Source organism: Pseudomonas sp. P97.38 (assembly GCF_001269745.1).
Classification (GTDB): Bacteria; Pseudomonadota; Gammaproteobacteria; order Pseudomonadales; family Pseudomonadaceae; genus Aquipseudomonas; species Aquipseudomonas chlororaphis_E.
In genome coordinates, this window is sequence record NZ_LHVJ01000010.1 from 78,785 (window position 1) to 93,471 (window position 14,687).

Here is a 14,687-nt window from a genome sequence, read left to right on the forward strand (position 1 = left end):
TCCGGGTTTCAGTTTTTCCTGCAAGGCCAGCGATCATGATGCGCTGGCTGCGCAGCTCCCTGCCCGCTCGCGCCGGGCTCGCCGTGATCCTGATCGCAGTCCTCGCCCTGGCCAGTTCCCTGAGCGCCGGGTTGATCGCCTGGTTCAGCCAGGGCGATGCTGCCGCCATCAACACCGCCGGCTCCGTGCGCATGGAGACCTACCACCTGAGCTGGAAGCTGGCGGCCGGTGCCACCGAGGACGTTCCGGCCATCGTCGACAGCCTGCAACAGCGCCTGGACAGCCCTGCCCTGCGCGCCGTACTGGAAGACGGACCGGCCACGTCCCTGCATCGCAGTTATCGCGACCTGCAACAACGCTGGAACCAGACCCTGCGCCCCGCCATCGAGCGCGGCGACGCGGCGTTCTTCCAGGCCAGCGCCAGCTCCTTCGTCGAACAACTGGACCAGTTCGTCACGCTGCTGCAACGCCAGAGCGAACACAAGCAGGGTTGGCAGCAGACGATCCAGGGCGTGGCGCTGTTCAGCACCATGATCATCCTGTTGATCGGCCTGTATGAGTTGCAGTACGGCGTGGTCACGCCGTTGCAGGAACTGGTGGACGCCACCCAGCGTTTTCGCCGGGGCGAGTTCCAGGTGCGGGTCAACCATCAGTCCGAGGATGAGCTCGGCCAGTTGGCCACCAGTTTCAACACCATGGCCGAGACCATCGAGCAATCGCATCGGACCCTGGAAAACCAAGTCCAACAGAAGACCCTCAACCTGCAACAGGCCAACGCCGCCCTGGAGCTGCTGTACCAGAGCAGCCGCAGCCTCGCCACGCGTCAGGCCAACGCCGAAGGGCTCGATGAGTTGATCCGGCGCTTCCAGCAACGGCTGCCGGGGCTGCGTCTGTCGCTGTGCCTGCAAGGGCAATTGCAGGCACCGGCCCGCCAGTTGCTGGCCCTGCACGGCGCCAACGGTCGCCAGGTCTGTGCCAGCAGTGACTGCGCCACGTGCGAACAACACCAGAGCGGCCGGCCGCTGACCTTCAGCATCAGCAACCAGGGCAACGACCTGGGCGAACTCAAGGCCCATTTCCTCGACGGCCACGCGGCGCAGCCTTGGGAGAGCGCCCTGATCCAGGCCCTGGCGAACCTGATCGGCACCACCCTGTCGCTCAAGCGCCAGCGCGAACAGGACCATCGCCTGCTGCTGCTGGACGAGCGCACCATCATCGCCCGCGAACTGCACGACTCCCTCGCCCAGGCCCTCTCGTACATGAAGCTGCAAGTCAGCCGCATGCAGACCCTATTGCGTCGTGGCGAACCGGTGCAGACCCTGGAAACCGTCACCGCCGAGCTGCGCGAGGGCCTCAACAACGCCTATCGCCAGTTGCGCGAGTTGCTGACCACCTTCCGCCTGCAGATTCACGACGACGGCCTGGTGGAAGAGCTCAAGGACACCGCCGAGGAATTCTCCCACCGCGGGGACTTCCAGGTGCACCTGCGCATCGACCCCCTGGCCTTCGAGCTGTCGGCCAGCGAGCAGATCCACATCCTGCAGATCACCCGCGAGGCCTTGTCGAACTGCCTGCGCCATGCCCACGCCGAAAACGCCTGGCTCGAACTGCGCCAGGAAGGCGAGACCGTCCGGTTGTCCATCGAAGACGATGGCCGGGGGTTCAGTGGCGAGGTGGACCAGCGCGAGCACCATGGCCTGAACATCATGAACGAACGCGCCCGCAGCCTGCGGGGCCAACTCCGGATTTTCTCCCGTACACCCCAGGGCACCTGCATCCAGGTGCATTTCCAACCGGAATTCCTGGGCCAACCCACCGAAGGCATCGCAACATGAACGCCCCCCTGCGCCATACCCTCCTTTTGGTCGACGATCATCCGATGATGCGTCGCGGGATCCGCCAGATGCTCGAGCTCGAAGACGATCTGCAGATCGTCGGCGAAGCCAGCCACGGCGAAGAAGCGCTGACACTGATCGAACCCCTCAAGCCCGACCTGGTGCTGCTGGACAACAACATGCCGCAGATGAACGGCATCGAGACCCTGCGGCGGCTGCGGGCCATGCACTACAGCGGCAAGGTGCTGCTGTTCACCGTCTCCGACGCCGAGGACGACATCCGCGACGCCCTGCGCCTGGACGCCAACGGCTACCTGCTCAAGGACATGGAGCCCGAGCTGCTGATCCAGTACATCCGCGATGCCCTCGCCGGCGCGCTGGTGATCAGCCCCGGCCTGACCCGGGTCATGGCCCAGGCCCTGCGCTCCCCCCCGCGCCAGGCCGAGGTGGAACTGACCGACCGCGAACGCCAGGTCCTCAAGACCATCGCCGCCGGCTACAGCAACAAGGTGATCGGCCACAAGCTGGGCATCACCGAGGGCACGGTCAAGGTCCACGTGAAGAACCTGCTGCACAAGCTCGGCCTGCGCTCGCGGGTCGAAGCCGCGGTGTGGGCGATGGAGCATCTGCGCGGCGCCGGTTAGATGACCAACACATTCCTCTTGTGGGAGCGGGCTTGCCCGCGAAGACGGCGGCACATTCAGCACAGATGCAAGCTGACCCACCGTCAGCGGCAGCAAGCTCCCTCGCCACAAGGTGTTGTGCAGGACTGACCTGACGGTCTCCATCCCTCTTCCGAGGTAGGCCTGCCGAGGCATAGGCCGGCGTTGCCTGGCGCCCTACCATGTTCGTACCCGGAGGTATGCCATGCTGACTCACCCTTCCATCGTTCTACTGTTGCGCCGTCATCACCTGTTCAGCCAATTGCCGGAGCGGGTCTTCGAAGACGTCTGCAACCTCGCCGTCCTCAAGCGCCTGGAATGCAACGGCACGCTCATGCACCAGGGCGACCCGGCCAAGCGGTTTTTCCTGTTGGTCAGCGGCCAGGTCAAGCTGTTCCGGGTCACGGGTGAAGGCCAGGAAAACCTGGTGGAGATCATCCAGCCAGGGCAGACCTTCGCCGAAGCCCTGTTGTTCAGCCAGGCCCGCTGCTACCCGGTGAGCGCGTCGGCGATCAAGGACAGCGTGCTGGTGAGCATCGAAGGCACCCATTACCGCAAGGCCCTGGAAGACCAGCCCAAGGTCTGCCTGGCGATCCTGGCGAGCATGAGCATCCACCTGCACCAGCGCCTCAAGGACATCGACAACCTGACCCTGGCCAGCGCCAGCCGGCGGGTCATCAACTTCCTGTTGCAGGAACGCGACCCACGGGACGGCCAGGTGGTGCTCCAGGTGTCCAAGCGCCTGGTGGCTTCCAAGCTGGGGATTCAGCCGGAAACGTTCTCGCGCATTCTTCATCGATTGGTGGACGGCGGCCTGATCGCCATGGAGCGGCGCAACATCCGCATCCTGGCTGAGGAAGCGCTGGAGGCTTACCAGCAATAGTCCGGGCAAGTGCACCGTGGCGAGGGAGCTTGCTCCCGCTGGGCTGCGCAGCAGCCCCAAGAAGGCCGGACGCAATCAATCTGACGCACCGTTGGGGCAAACCTGGGGGTGCTTCGCCCCCAGCGGGAGCAAGCTCCCTCGCCACGGGATCGGGGTTTGTCTCAGGGACTTCGATCAACCTCCAGCATCGCTATCAACCGCTCGAACAACGCCTCCCCCTCCTCTTGCGTGCAATCGACCCCGAAGCGCTTGCGCCAGCCCAACTGACTCAAAATCACATGCACATCCGCTCGCAGGTCATGCTGCTGTAAACACGCCTGGACGCATTGCAAAGGACACCCATCCAGCGCAATGATCCGCCGCCCCGAGCGGGCCTTGTTGACCAGCGGCGCCACATGTCCGCCGACCCCGACGATGCAGGACATCTCGGCCAGGCCGGCACGGTCCAGGCGCAGGGCGACGTTGTTGGCCAGTTGCGCGACGTTGGAGCAACCGGAGCAGGAATACACCAGGGGCAATGCGTTCGGCGTCTTCATCACACGGTCGCCAGGCCCTTGCCCGCCCGTTCCAGGTTGCGCCACAACCACGGCGGCAAGACCTCGGGATCAAGGCTGTCGATCAGGTTCTTCAGGGCCAACCCCAGTTCCGTGTCCCCCTCGATCACCAGTCGCCGTCGGAAGAACAAGGTGTCCGGGTCTTCCTGGCGGCTGGCCAACAGCAGGAACTCGCGCCAGTTGCCACGAATGGTGACCTGGGCTTCGGCCCGCTCGGCGATGCGCAAGCCGTCCCGCGCCAGGGTCAGGTACCAGCACAACTTCAGGTCCGGCACCCGCAGGCACAACCAGCGACCGCGCAACAGGTCGAAGCCGCCATCGCGCAGCGGTTCGGCCAGGCAGCGGTTCAGTGCCTGCTGCAAGGCCAGGCGCTGGACCACGAACGGCACCTTGCCCACCAGGGGCAGCACCCGGTCGGCGCCCTTGAGCAACCATCGCTTTGGACTCAGCACAGGCCCGCCTCCTCTACTTTCAGCATGCCGGCATGGCCGTGCCAATAGCCGTTGCAGCCCTCCACGAACACCGGAGGCGTCTCGCCGCGGCGAACCCGATCGAACGCATTGACCACCTCGTCCATGCCCTGGGCCCGCGGGCTCAAGCGCAACACCTGGGCCCCGCAGGCCACCAGGGCGTTGTAGTCGGCCAGCAGATTGCTGACCTCGCCCGACATCGTCTGGATGCCGTTGAGGGTGAACAACGGCTGGCCCTCCTGGCTGCTCAACGCCAGGCCGTCGGGGTAGTTGATACAACAGAACTGACAGTCGTCCTTGGGCCGGTTTTCGGCCCGCGCGGTGAAGCAGCGCGCCGAATACGCCAGCGGCAGATGACCGTAGGCGAAGATCTCCACTTCGGGCACTGCGCAATCCATTTCCCGCACTTGCTCCAGCACGTCGCTGATCAGCGCCGCCGAACACTCCACCGGCGGCACCCAGCGGACCATGCCGCTGTCGAGCAACTGGGCCAGCGAATGGCCGTTGTACAGGTTCAGTGCCGGCCCGCCCACGAAGGGCAGTTTGCGCTCGGCCAGGAACTGCACCGCGCCCATGTCGTTGGCCTCCACCAGCAATTGGCCGTTGTCGCACAGCCGCCGCAACGAGGACAGTTCCGAGGCGGCCTCGATCAGTGTCAGGCTCGACAACACGATCTGCGCCTGGCTGCACGCTTGCAGCTCGCGGCCCAGGCCGAGCCATTGATCCAGGGAGAATGCCCGGCGCTTCGAGCACACGGTTTCCCCCAGGTAGATCACGTCCAGCGGCAATGCCGACATCTGGGCATAGAAATTCCCCAGTTGGGTTTTGTCCCAGTAAAACAGGACCGGTCCGAGACTGAGTTTCATGGGTTCCTTCCTCATTGCCATGATCGATGGTAGGCGCCCAGGGTGGTCTGGCTGCCTTCGGACAGCCCGGCCAGGACCTGGCGCCATTCTTCTTGGACCCGGAACCGTTGCGGCGCGGCGCGGTGGGCATCCAGCGCGGCGCGCCAGACCCGGGTCACCTGCTCGACGTAGGCCGGGCTGCGCTGGCGCCCTTCGATCTTCACCGCCTCGACGCCGATGGCGGTGAGTTCCGGCAGCAGGTCCAGGGTGTCGAGACTGGTGGGTTCCTCCAGCGCATGGAAACGCTTGCCGCCCACCAGGAAACGACCCTTGCACAGGGTCGGGTAGCCGGCCGGCTCCTCGGGGGTGTAGCGGTCGATCAGCACCTCGCTCAGGCGTGCGCTGAGGCCTTGGGCGTCTTCGCTCCAACGCACCGCCTTGGCGGGCGAGCAGACGCCACACAGGTTCGGCGACTCGCCGGTGATGTAGGAAGACAGGTGGCAGCGACCTTCGGCCATGATGCACAAGCTGCCGAAACCGAAGACTTCGATCGGCACCGGGCTGGCGGCCGCCACTTGGCGCACCTGGGCCAGGGAGAGCACCCGCGGCAGCACGGCGCGGCGGATGTCATAGCGCTCGGCGTAGAACGCCAACGCCGCGGCATGGGTCGCCGAACCCTGTACGGACAGGTGCAGCGCCAGGTGTGGATGACGCTGGCGAGCGTAGCCGAGCACGCCCGGATCGGCGGCGATCAGCGCGTCCACGCCGAAGTCGGCGGCACGGTCCACGGCGCGCTGCCAACGTTCCCAACCCTTGGGTTGCGGGTAGGTGTTGACCGCCACATAGAGCTTGCGCTGATGCTGGCGGATGTGGGCGACAGCGGCGTCGAACTGCTTGTCGTCCATGTTCAGCCCGGCGAAATGCCGAGCGTTGGTGTCATCGCGAAAACCGACGTAGACGGCATCGGCGCCTTGGCGCACCGCCGCTTTGAGCGCAGGCAGATTCCCTGCCGGGCAAACCAGTTGCATGGGGCATCCTCGTGAGCGAACCAAGATGGCCGCCAGTCTAGCCAGCCCGAGGCCGGCCACCTTGACGGCAATCAATTGCCGTCAATGCATCAATCCGGCGAACGGCAGGTACATCACCGGTTCATGTTTGTGGACCTGGGCTTCGCACTCCACCACCGCCAGGCCGTCGGCCCAGCAGGCGGCCGTCAGCATCGCCGAGCTTTGCTGGGGGTGCAGTTCCACGCACGGGTGGCCTGTGGCATCCGTCATCAAGCGGGCACGCAGGTATTGCCGGCGCCGATTGCGCTTGAGCCAGTCGAACCCCGCCGGCACCCGCAACGGCACCGGCTGCACATCGCCGACGCCCTGAGCGCGGAACAGGAACGGGCGCACGACAATCAACGCGGTGATCAACGCCGCCGACGGATTGCCCGGCAGGCCGATCCAGGGCTTGCCCTCCACATCGCCGAAGGCCAGCGGCTTGCCCGGCTGGATTGCCAGGCGCCAGAGGTCGATATTGCCCAGGGCCGCGATGGCCTGCTTGAGGTGGTCTTCCTCGCCCACCGAGACACCACCGGAGGTCAACAACACGTCGCACTCGGCGGCGGCCAGGCGCAACGCCTGCCGGCTGGCCTGGAGTTGATCGGGCATAACACCGAAGTCATGCACCTCGAACCCCCAGCCACGCAACAACGCGGCCAGCGTGTGGCGATTGCTGTTGTAGATCTGCCCCGGCACCAGCGTCTCGCCCGGCTCGCGCAGTTCATCGCCGCTGCTGAGCAAACCCACCTGCAGCGGGCGAAACACCTCGACCTTGGCGACCCCGGCACCGGCCAGCAGGCCCAACTCCTGGGCCCGCAGGCGCGTACCGGCCTTGAGCAAGCAGTCCCCCTGCCGACGTTCCTCGCCTTCCTTGCGTACGTGATCGCCACGATTGACCGCCGGCAGCCAGACCCGCTCGCCTTCGACCCGACAGCTTTCCTGCGGCACCACGGTGTCGGCGCCGGGCGGCAGCGGCGCCCCGGTGAAGATCCGCACGAGCTGACCCGTTTGCAGCGGCTCGCCCGGCCCATCACCGGCGGCAATGCGCCCACTCAACGCCAGGGCGCCGCCAGCGGCCGGCACATCGGCGGCGCGCACGGCGTAACCGTCCATGGCGCTGTTGTCCCAGGCTGGCAGGTTCATCGGGCAGAGCACGTCGCTGGCCAGCACGCGGGCCAGGGCCAGGTCCAGGGCGATCCGCTGCACGGGCGGTGGCGGCGGCGCCTGGTCGAGCAGGTGCCGAATCGCCTCATCTACCGGCACCAGCGCTCCACTGTCACACACCGAGCCGCAGAGGGGCGCGTGCACCAGGGCGCTCACGAGCGCGTCTCGCACGCCACCGGGGCGACGCCGTCCTGCGGCTTGAGGTGCACAGTGAAATTGCACGGCCCGGTGCGGCTGTCCAGTTGCCCGGCCAGGATCTGCTCCCAACCGGTACGGCAGGCGCCTGGCGAACCCGGCAGGCAGCACACCAGCACGCCGTTGCTCATGCCCGCCAGCGCGCGCGATTGCAGGCTGGACATGCCGATCTCGGCCAGCGAGACCTGGCGGAACAACTCACCGAAGCCGTCGACGTGCTTGTCCAGCAATGGCGCAACGGCTTGAGGCGTGTTGTCGCGCGCGGTGAAGCCAGTGCCGCCGGTCATCAGCACCACTTGCACGCTGGGGTCGGCGATCCACTGCGAGACCTTGGCGCGGATCTGGTAGATATCATCCTTCACCAACCCGCGGTCGATGAGCACATGCCCGGCGGTTTGCAGCAGATCAGCCAGGGTCTGGCCAGAGGTGTCGGTCTCGAAACTGCGGGTATCGCTGATGGTGAGTACCGCGATGTTCAACGGTTGAAATTGGCGTTGCGTCAGATGGGCCATGGCGAGCCGTCCTGTCAGAAAAAGATGGCCCAGCCTGAACCGCAATCGTGACCGGGCCTATTCCTCCTTGGAGGTACCTCCCTCGGCGGTCAAGGGGCCAGGCGGCTGCGCTGCCACCCGTCCTCTTGGCAGCGATAGTCGAGGCGATCATGCAGGCGATCGGCGCGCCCCTGCCAGAACTCCAGCCGCTCGGGGCGCAAGCAGTAGCCGCCCCACTGTTCGGGACGCGGCACCGGTTGTTCGGCGAAACGCCGTTGGGTGTCCGCCAGCCGGGCGTCGAGGTCGGCGCGATTGGCCAGCGCCTGGCTCTGCGGCGACGCCCACGCGCCAAGCCGGCTGGCCAACGGCCGAGACTGGAAATAGGCATCCGACACCGCCGGATCGAGCCGCTGGACAGGCCCTTCGATACGCACCTGGCGTTCCAGGCCCGGCCAGAAGAACGTCATGGCGGCCCAGGGATTGACCGCCAGGTCGCGGCCCTTGGCGCTGTCGTAGTGGCCGAAGAAGGTGAAGCCCGTTTCGTCGAAGCCCTTGAGCAACAGCACCCGGCAATGGGGCCGACCCTGTGCATCCACGGTCGCCAGGACCATGCTGTTGGCCTCCACCGGCGCACGTTCAGTGTCGCGGGCCTGTTGCATCCACAGACCGAACAGCACCAGCGGATCGTCCGGGGCCCGGGCCTCGTCGAGGCCATCGCGAGTGTACTGGCGGCGCATGTTTGCCAGGGAAAGGGGCATGGGGGGATCTCCACTGTGGTTTGGGCCAGTGTGGGGTCCCCTGCATGGGCGGGCCTTGATTATTGTCAATGCCGGTTCTTGTGCTGCTCAGGATGGCCACTTCGCGAGCAAGCGCGCTCCCACATTGGACCGGCGTTCACGCCCCCCCTGTGGAAGCGAGCCTGCTCGCCAAGCCCTACTTGAGCCCCAGCCGCCGCGCCAGTTTATGCAGGTTGCTCGGGTCGACCTCCAGCAGCCGCGCTGCGCCTGCCCAGTTCTGGCCACAACGGTCCAGGGCCTTGAGAATCGCCTGGCGCTGGCAGGCATCGACGGCCTCGCCCAGCGGTGGAAGCGGCGCATCGGCGGATTCATGGGGCTGTTCGAGCAAGGCCTGCGCGCCGCCGGCACTGGCGTTGACGTCGAGGTCGAGCACCTGCGGCTCCAGGGTCATGATCAGGCTTCGACTGGCGCCATGGCTCAGTTGCTTCAACGCGGCGCGGCTGATCACGTGCTCCAGTTCCCGCACGTTGCCCGGCCAGCTGTAGGCCAGCAAGGCCTGCTCGGCGGCCGGTGACAAGCGCAACCCGCGCAAGCCCAGGCGGGTGCGGTTCAGTTCGAGGAAATGCCCGGCCAGCATCAACACATCATGCCCACGCTCGCGCAGGGGTGGGATCGGCACCGGGTAGACCGAGAGCCGGTGATACAGGTCGGCACGAAACAGCCCGTCGCGAATGCTGTCGGGCAGGTGCCGATTGGTGGCGGCGATGATTCGCACATCGACGTGCAGCGGCTTGTCCGCCCCCAGTCGCTGGATCTCGCCGTTCTGCAAGGTGCGCAGCAGCTTGGCCTGCACGCTCAACGGCAATTCGCCCACTTCATCGAGAAACAGCGTGCCGCCATTGGCCGCATCGAAACGCCCGGCCCGGTCGGTCGTCGCCCCGGAAAACGCGCCTTTGACGTGCCCGAACAATTCGCTTTCGGCCAGAGACTCCGGCAGCGCCGCGCAGTTGACCTGGACCAGCGGCTTATGGCCGCGCCGAGACAGGCGATGCAGACGCCGGGCGAACAACTCCTTGCCCACGCCGGTTTCCCCCAGCAACAGCACCGGCAGTTCCGAGTCGGCCAGGACATCCAGCTCGTTGAGCAACTGCTGCAAGCCTTCGCTGCGTCCGAGGATCTCGCCCTCTTCCGCCGGCAGCCGCAGGTCCGCCGGGTCACTGCGCGATGCCCGCAGGCTGCGATTCTCCTGCTCCAGGCGGGTGACCCGCACTGCCGCCTCGATCTGCAACGTGCAGCGCTTGAGCTCTTCATGGGCGCGGCTGTCGAAGGTCCCGGCGTGCAGCGCATCGAGGGTGATCGCGCCCCACAACCGGCCTTCCACGTACAGGCTCACGCCCATGCAGTCATGCACCGGCAGCGGTTCACCGACGTGGGGGTCGAGCAGGCCGTCATAGGGGTCCGGCAGGCGGCTGTCCGGCTCGAACCAGGTCGGTTCGCGCGAGGCCATGATCGCCGCCAGGCGTGGGTGCTGGGCAATCACGAAGCGCCGGCCCAGCGCTTCATGGACCAGGCCCACGGTCGCCACGGGCCGCAGGCTGTCATCGTCCAGGCGCAGCAGGCCCACGGCGCCGCAATTGAAGTATTCGCGCAGGGTCTGCACCAGACGCTGCAACCGCACGGCATTGGGCAGCTCGACGATCAGGTCGGCGGCCAGGCTTTCACGCAGCATGGTAGTGATTACCCTCCAGGGTCCGATTGACCCCGTACCGCCAGGGTCAGATTGACCCTGGCCAAAAAATTATGGTTGATTTTCAATGCGTTGCACTTGGCATGCGGCCTGCTAAGTCTGCTTATCTGTCCCGCTCCGGGATTCAACCCAAGGAAACATGATGAGCCTCGACCTGCTGGAACAAAGCCTGGGCCAACTGGCCTGCGACATTCCCGGTGCCACGCGTACCTTTCATCACTACAACCTCGACTTCTGTTGCGGCGGGCAAAAATCCTTGCGCGAGGCGGCGCTGGGCAAGGGCCTGAACCCGCTGCTGATCGCCGACGCCCTCAAGACGCTGCAAGCTGCCGGCGAACTGGGCCATGACTGGCGCGACGAACCCCAGGCGCTGCTGATCACCCACATCCTGGAACGCTACCACGCCCGCCATCGCGAACAACTGCCGGAACTGATCCGCCTGGCCCGTCGCGTGGAACTGGTGCACGGCAACCGCGCCAGTTGCCCCAATGGCCTGGCCGACCACCTGGAGGACATGTACCAGGAACTCGAAGGCCACATGCTCAAGGAAGAACAGGTGCTGTTCCCGATGCTGCAACACGGCCTGGGCGAACGCGCCTCGGCACCGATCCAGGTACTGCGCTACGAACACGACCAGCACGGTGAAGCTTTGGAAACCATGCTCACCCTGACCGACCAGATCACCCCGCCCTCCGATGCCTGCAACACCTGGCGCGCCCTGTACCGCGGGCTGGTGGAGTTTCGCGACGACCTGATGCAACACATCCACCTGGAGAACAACGTGCTGTTCGTCAACGCGATGAAGCCTGCTCACTAACCTCAAACAACACATACCCCTTGTGGGAGCGAGCTTGCTCGCGAAGGCGGCGTGTCAGCCGACATCAATACTGGCTGATTCACCGCCTTCGCGAGCAAGCCCGCTCCCACAGGGGTTCAGTGCTGCCCTTTCCTACTCAAAACTGCCAATAGAACATCCCCTTGGCCAACAGCACGATCAGCAGCATGTGCCCCAGGATGCTGCGCCGCAGCCAGCAGGCACGGGCCGGGCTCAATCGGCCCCGCGTAAGCCAGAACGCCAGCAACAGGTAATGCCCGATGATGCTCGTTGCCAGCAGGATCTTCAGGCTCAGCAGCAGGCCGAAGCTGCTGTCCAGCGGATGACTCAACGCCCCGCGATGCTGCCAGGCCAGGCCAATGCCGGCGCCGTAGAGCAGCAGCACCACACCGTGCAGCACGTGCCGTGAACGCTGGGCGATCGCCTGGTCGGCGGCGGCCTTGGCCGTCTCGGCCAACGGCCGGCGCGCGGCGTGCCAGATGCAGACTTCGAAAAACACAGTGCCTATGAACGCGATGGCCGCCAACAGGTGCGTGACCAGCAAGACCCCATACATCATCGATTCACTCCGCCCAAGGGACTCATCCCGGGTGTCCATCCACCCGGGCCTGCAACAACATCGGACCGTAGCGCCAAGCGTAGAGCCCGAACGCCAGGGCCCAGCACAACCCGGCCACCCACAGCGCGGCGAAGGGCAAGACCAGCACCAGCAACACGCGACTCAGGCACGCCAGGTTCAGCAGCACGAATGCCAGCGTCATCCCTTTGGGCGGTTCAAGGGCACGCCCGGTGTGGCCCAGGCTGACCCGGGCAATCATCGCCAGGATCAACCCGGCCATGGCACCGATGGTCAGGCTGTGCACGGCCAGGCTCGGCGTCACCGGCGCGCCGAAGTGCCACAGCGCCATGCCCAGGCAGGCCAGCGCCAACCAGGCGTAGGCCAGGTGCAACGACCACAGCAACGGCACACGCCACAGATCACGATCATGCCAGCGCACCAGCCGGATCCCATGGCCCAGCGCTAACGCACCGAATAACAGGCCGACCGCGCCGTTGGCCGACAACGCCGGTCCGAAGGCGTACAGCAACGCCACCAGGGCCGATCCGCCCAGCAACAGGCGATCGAGCCACGGCCAGGGGGCGACGCCTTCGACCCGGCCGAGGCCACGTTGGGTGAAAAATGGAATCACCCGCCCGCCGATCAGGCCCATCATGGCCGCCACCAGCCACAGGCCGGTGAGCACGCTTTGGCGTTGCAACCCCTCGTCGTGCCGGACCAGGCCGTACACGGACAGCCCATCGGCAGCGGCCAACAGCAGCAACACCAGCACGATCGGGTAGTTACGCTTTTGCCGCACGCGCCACAAGGTGACGCCCATCCAGGCCGCCACGGCCAGGGCGAAACCCAGTTCCAGCAGCGCCAGCACCGGCCAGGGGGCATCGGCCAGCCAGGCCAGTCGCGCCCCCAGCCAGACCAGCGCCAGCGCCGCCAAGCGCTTGCCACTGAGCCCCGGGGTGCCCGTCCAGGTCTGGACCGCCGTCAGCAGGAAGCCGGCAATGATCGCCAGGCCGAAACCGAACAGCAGCTCATGACGGTGCCAGGCCAACCAGCCGCCAGCCGGCTGCCAGCCCGCCAGGCGCCCACTGAAGGCGGCCAGCCACAAGGGCACCGCCAGCAGCGCCAGCACACACCCGGCCAGGAAAAACGGCCGGAACGCCAGGCGCCATACCGGCAGGATGGCCATGGCCTTGCGACGGTCGAGCACTTGCATACCTCACTCCTTACCTCACCCACGGACTGCCCGCTGGCAAGGGTCGACAAACAGGGTTCGAATGATCGGTGATCGCCGCCCGCGGGACTTGTCTCAGATCAAGCCCGCTCACTGGCGATCGCCGGTCTCGCAACGGCACTTGCAAGGGCCTTGCCGGAAGCGCCCATTCACCTTGAGAAAACCCCGCCCACCGCTGTGGAGCGAGCCTGCTCGCGAAGGCGGTCGTGCGAGTGCACCGGCTTGCCTGGCACACCGCCTTCGCGAGCAACCCCGCTTTCACAGGAGATTAGGGTAATTTTTACCTGATGACGGTGATTTTCACCCTTTTCTGAAAGGGTCATTTTTACCCTGCTTGCCGTCAACCGCCCAAGGACAAGGCTTGCAAGCATGGCCCGGCTCTTGCTCAGGGACGGCATAGACCTCTTGCCGGAAACCGCCCATGAAACCTGTCGCCCTGTCGCTCACCTGGTTCGTCCTGCTTTCCTGCGTCCTGGCGCTTGCCAGTGGCCTGTCCCTGAGCCTGGTCTGAAACCCGAGCATTTCTTTCTCATTACAAGGATCCACGCCATGGTGCTCCACCGTGTCCATCACCAGATTCTGCGCAGCCACCACCTGTTCGAGCCCCTGAACGAAGAGCAGCTCGACGAACTGATGAGCTCCAGCCAACTGCTGAACATCGACAAGGGCGACCCGCTGTTCCGCCAGGGCGAACCGGCCCAGGCGTTCTACTTCGTGATTTCCGGGGCGGTGAAAATCTATCGGCTGACCCCGGACGGCCAGGAAAAAGTCTTCGAGGTGATCGGTGAGCGGCAGACCTTCGCCGAAGCCATGATGCTGATGGACACCCCCAACTACGTCGCATCGGCCGAGGCTGTCGGGCCGACCCAGCTGTATCGCCTGTCCAACGCCACTTACATGCGGCTGTTGCAGAGCAATGGCCGATTGACGTTCGCCCTGCTGGCCAAGCTCTGCGTACGCCTGCACCAGCGGGTCAACGAGATTGAAACGCTGTCGCTGAAAAACGCCACCCACCGCGTGGTGCGCTACCTGCTGACGCAACTGGTGCGCCTGCAAACCGTCGACAGCCAGTTCGAACTGCCGATGGCCAAGCAATTGATTGCCGGGCACCTGTCGATCCAGCCGGAAACCTTCTCGCGGATCATCCGGCGCCTGATCGATGAAAAGATCATTACCCAGGACGGCCGCCAGATCGCCATTCTTGATCGCCTGCGCCTGGAGCAGTTCGAATGAGCCCGCACATCACCTGCCTGTATTGCCAGCAGGCCAACCCCGCGCCAGAAACCGAATGTCGCCAGTGCGGCATGCCCCTGCCGGCCGAGGCCGCGTTGGCCGGCGAACGCCGGCTGCGGCGCTTCACCTGGTTTTGCGTCGGCTTGACGGTGTTTTGCACCGTCATGTTTTTCTGGCTGCCCCGCGACATCGTCTGA

Annotated in this window: 16 protein-coding genes; 6 read left to right on the forward strand and 10 right to left on the reverse strand. The window is 65.6% G+C overall.

The features are described 5' to 3' along the window. The first annotated feature begins 35 nt into the window (after positions 1–35). The 3 genes from AD664_RS04965 (at position 36) to AD664_RS04975 (ending at position 3,380) form a co-directional block, all read left to right on the forward strand. Positions 36–1,835: a HAMP domain-containing protein gene (locus tag AD664_RS04965; protein ID WP_053144828.1), complete on the forward strand. Its 1,800-nt coding sequence runs from the start codon at positions 36–38 to the stop codon at positions 1,833–1,835. Further along, entirely contained in the window at positions 1,832–2,479 is a 648-nt protein-coding gene (narL, locus tag AD664_RS04970) for a two-component system response regulator NarL (RefSeq protein ID WP_042729950.1), read from the forward strand. Before AD664_RS04965 ends, narL begins: the two co-directional genes overlap by 4 nt. A 223-nt stretch (positions 2,480–2,702) precedes the next feature. Next, positions 2,703–3,380 carry a Crp/Fnr family transcriptional regulator gene (locus AD664_RS04975; protein WP_042729951.1) on the forward strand — a complete coding sequence of 226 codons (678 nt, stop codon included), beginning with the start codon at positions 2,703–2,705 and terminating at the stop codon, positions 3,378–3,380. Between the two features lie 161 nt (positions 3,381–3,541). On the opposite strand, the gene AD664_RS04980 is transcribed toward AD664_RS04975, so the two are convergent. The 8 genes from AD664_RS04980 to norR all read right to left on the reverse strand — a co-directional run bounded on the left by AD664_RS04980 (position 3,542) and on the right by norR (position 10,614). Then, positions 3,542–3,916: a putative zinc-binding protein gene (locus AD664_RS04980; protein WP_053144831.1), complete on the reverse strand. Its 375-nt coding sequence runs from the start codon at positions 3,914–3,916 to the stop codon at positions 3,542–3,544. Further along, on the reverse strand, positions 3,916–4,386 hold the full coding sequence (locus AD664_RS04985; protein ID WP_042729953.1) for an SCP2 domain-containing protein: 471 nt from the start codon (positions 4,384–4,386) through the stop codon (positions 3,916–3,918). The genes AD664_RS04980 and AD664_RS04985 overlap by 1 nt, the downstream gene beginning before the upstream one ends. Then, positions 4,380–5,270, reverse strand: coding sequence for a U32 family peptidase (locus AD664_RS04990; protein WP_053144833.1), 891 nt, complete (start codon positions 5,268–5,270; stop codon positions 4,380–4,382). The genes AD664_RS04985 and AD664_RS04990 overlap by 7 nt, the downstream gene beginning before the upstream one ends. 11 nt (positions 5,271–5,281) lie before the next feature. Beyond that, positions 5,282–6,277 carry a peptidase U32 family protein gene (locus tag AD664_RS04995; RefSeq protein ID WP_042729955.1) on the reverse strand — a complete coding sequence of 332 codons (996 nt, stop codon included), beginning with the start codon at positions 6,275–6,277 and terminating at the stop codon, positions 5,282–5,284. A gap of 81 nt (positions 6,278–6,358) precedes the next feature. Next, on the reverse strand, positions 6,359–7,582 hold the full coding sequence (glp, locus tag AD664_RS05000; RefSeq protein ID WP_053145046.1) for a gephyrin-like molybdotransferase Glp: 1,224 nt from the start codon (positions 7,580–7,582) through the stop codon (positions 6,359–6,361). 32 nt (positions 7,583–7,614) lie between these two features. Continuing rightward, a complete protein-coding gene (moaB, locus tag AD664_RS05005) occupies positions 7,615–8,169 on the reverse strand; it encodes a molybdenum cofactor biosynthesis protein B (RefSeq protein ID WP_042729956.1) in 555 nt (184 codons plus the stop codon). 89 nt (positions 8,170–8,258) lie between these two features. Beyond that, positions 8,259–8,906 (reverse strand): pyridoxamine 5'-phosphate oxidase, encoded by a 648-nt coding sequence (gene pdxH / locus AD664_RS05010; RefSeq protein ID WP_053144835.1) that lies wholly within the window; start codon positions 8,904–8,906, stop codon positions 8,259–8,261. Positions 8,907–9,081: 175 nt separating this feature from the next. Next, positions 9,082–10,614 carry a nitric oxide reductase transcriptional regulator NorR gene (norR, locus tag AD664_RS05015; protein WP_053144837.1) on the reverse strand — a complete coding sequence of 511 codons (1,533 nt, stop codon included), beginning with the start codon at positions 10,612–10,614 and terminating at the stop codon, positions 9,082–9,084. A gap of 160 nt (positions 10,615–10,774) precedes the next feature. Here norR and ytfE point away from each other — a divergent pair, with 160 nt between their 5' ends. After that, complete coding sequence (ytfE, locus tag AD664_RS05020) at positions 10,775–11,449, forward strand: iron-sulfur cluster repair protein YtfE (RefSeq protein WP_042729959.1); 675 nt, start codon at positions 10,775–10,777, stop codon at positions 11,447–11,449. A 136-nt stretch (positions 11,450–11,585) separates the two neighbouring features. Here ytfE and AD664_RS05025 read toward each other — a convergent pair whose 3' ends face one another. Together AD664_RS05025 and AD664_RS05030 are read right to left on the reverse strand one after the other, a co-directional pair. Then, complete coding sequence (locus tag AD664_RS05025) at positions 11,586–12,026, reverse strand: hypothetical protein (RefSeq protein WP_053144839.1); 441 nt, start codon at positions 12,024–12,026, stop codon at positions 11,586–11,588. A 22-nt stretch (positions 12,027–12,048) separates the two neighbouring features. Then, a complete protein-coding gene (locus tag AD664_RS05030; protein WP_053144841.1) occupies positions 12,049–13,239 on the reverse strand; it encodes an NnrS family protein in 1,191 nt (396 codons plus the stop codon). Between the two features lie 567 nt (positions 13,240–13,806). Between AD664_RS05030 and AD664_RS05035 the strand changes: the two genes are divergently transcribed. Then, positions 13,807–14,490, forward strand: coding sequence for a Crp/Fnr family transcriptional regulator (locus AD664_RS05035; protein ID WP_042729963.1), 684 nt, complete (start codon positions 13,807–13,809; stop codon positions 14,488–14,490). Then, the gene (locus tag AD664_RS05040; RefSeq protein WP_042729964.1) at positions 14,487–14,687 is read left to right on the forward strand and encodes a hypothetical protein; all 201 of its coding nucleotides are present in this window, start codon (positions 14,487–14,489) and stop codon (positions 14,685–14,687) included. Before AD664_RS05035 ends, AD664_RS05040 begins: the two co-directional genes overlap by 4 nt.

What these genes read in the sequence shown, in the direction of transcription:
- AD664_RS04980 (WP_053144831.1), bottom strand. Translation starts at nt 3,916, where the DNA reads ATGAAGACGCCGAACGCATTGCCCCTGGTGTATTCCTGCTCCGGTTGC.
- narL (WP_042729950.1), top strand. Translation starts at nt 1,832, where the DNA reads ATGAACGCCCCCCTGCGCCATACCCTCCTTTTGGTCGACGATCATCCG.
- AD664_RS05035 (WP_042729963.1), top strand. Translation starts at nt 13,807, where the DNA reads ATGGTGCTCCACCGTGTCCATCACCAGATTCTGCGCAGCCACCACCTG.
- AD664_RS05040 (WP_042729964.1), top strand. Translation starts at nt 14,487, where the DNA reads ATGAGCCCGCACATCACCTGCCTGTATTGCCAGCAGGCCAACCCCGCG.
- moaB (WP_042729956.1), bottom strand. Translation starts at nt 8,169, where the DNA reads ATGGCCCATCTGACGCAACGCCAATTTCAACCGTTGAACATCGCGGTA.
- AD664_RS05025 (WP_053144839.1), bottom strand. Translation starts at nt 12,026, where the DNA reads ATGATGTATGGGGTCTTGCTGGTCACGCACCTGTTGGCGGCCATCGCG.
- AD664_RS04965 (WP_053144828.1), top strand. Translation starts at nt 36, where the DNA reads ATGATGCGCTGGCTGCGCAGCTCCCTGCCCGCTCGCGCCGGGCTCGCC.
- norR (WP_053144837.1), bottom strand. Translation starts at nt 10,614, where the DNA reads ATGCTGCGTGAAAGCCTGGCCGCCGACCTGATCGTCGAGCTGCCCAAT.
- AD664_RS04975 (WP_042729951.1), top strand. Translation starts at nt 2,703, where the DNA reads ATGCTGACTCACCCTTCCATCGTTCTACTGTTGCGCCGTCATCACCTG.
- pdxH (WP_053144835.1), bottom strand. Translation starts at nt 8,906, where the DNA reads ATGCCCCTTTCCCTGGCAAACATGCGCCGCCAGTACACTCGCGATGGC.
- AD664_RS04990 (WP_053144833.1), bottom strand. Translation starts at nt 5,270, where the DNA reads ATGAAACTCAGTCTCGGACCGGTCCTGTTTTACTGGGACAAAACCCAA.
- AD664_RS04995 (WP_042729955.1), bottom strand. Translation starts at nt 6,277, where the DNA reads ATGCAACTGGTTTGCCCGGCAGGGAATCTGCCTGCGCTCAAAGCGGCG.
- AD664_RS05030 (WP_053144841.1), bottom strand. Translation starts at nt 13,239, where the DNA reads ATGCAAGTGCTCGACCGTCGCAAGGCCATGGCCATCCTGCCGGTATGG.
- ytfE (WP_042729959.1), top strand. Translation starts at nt 10,775, where the DNA reads ATGAGCCTCGACCTGCTGGAACAAAGCCTGGGCCAACTGGCCTGCGAC.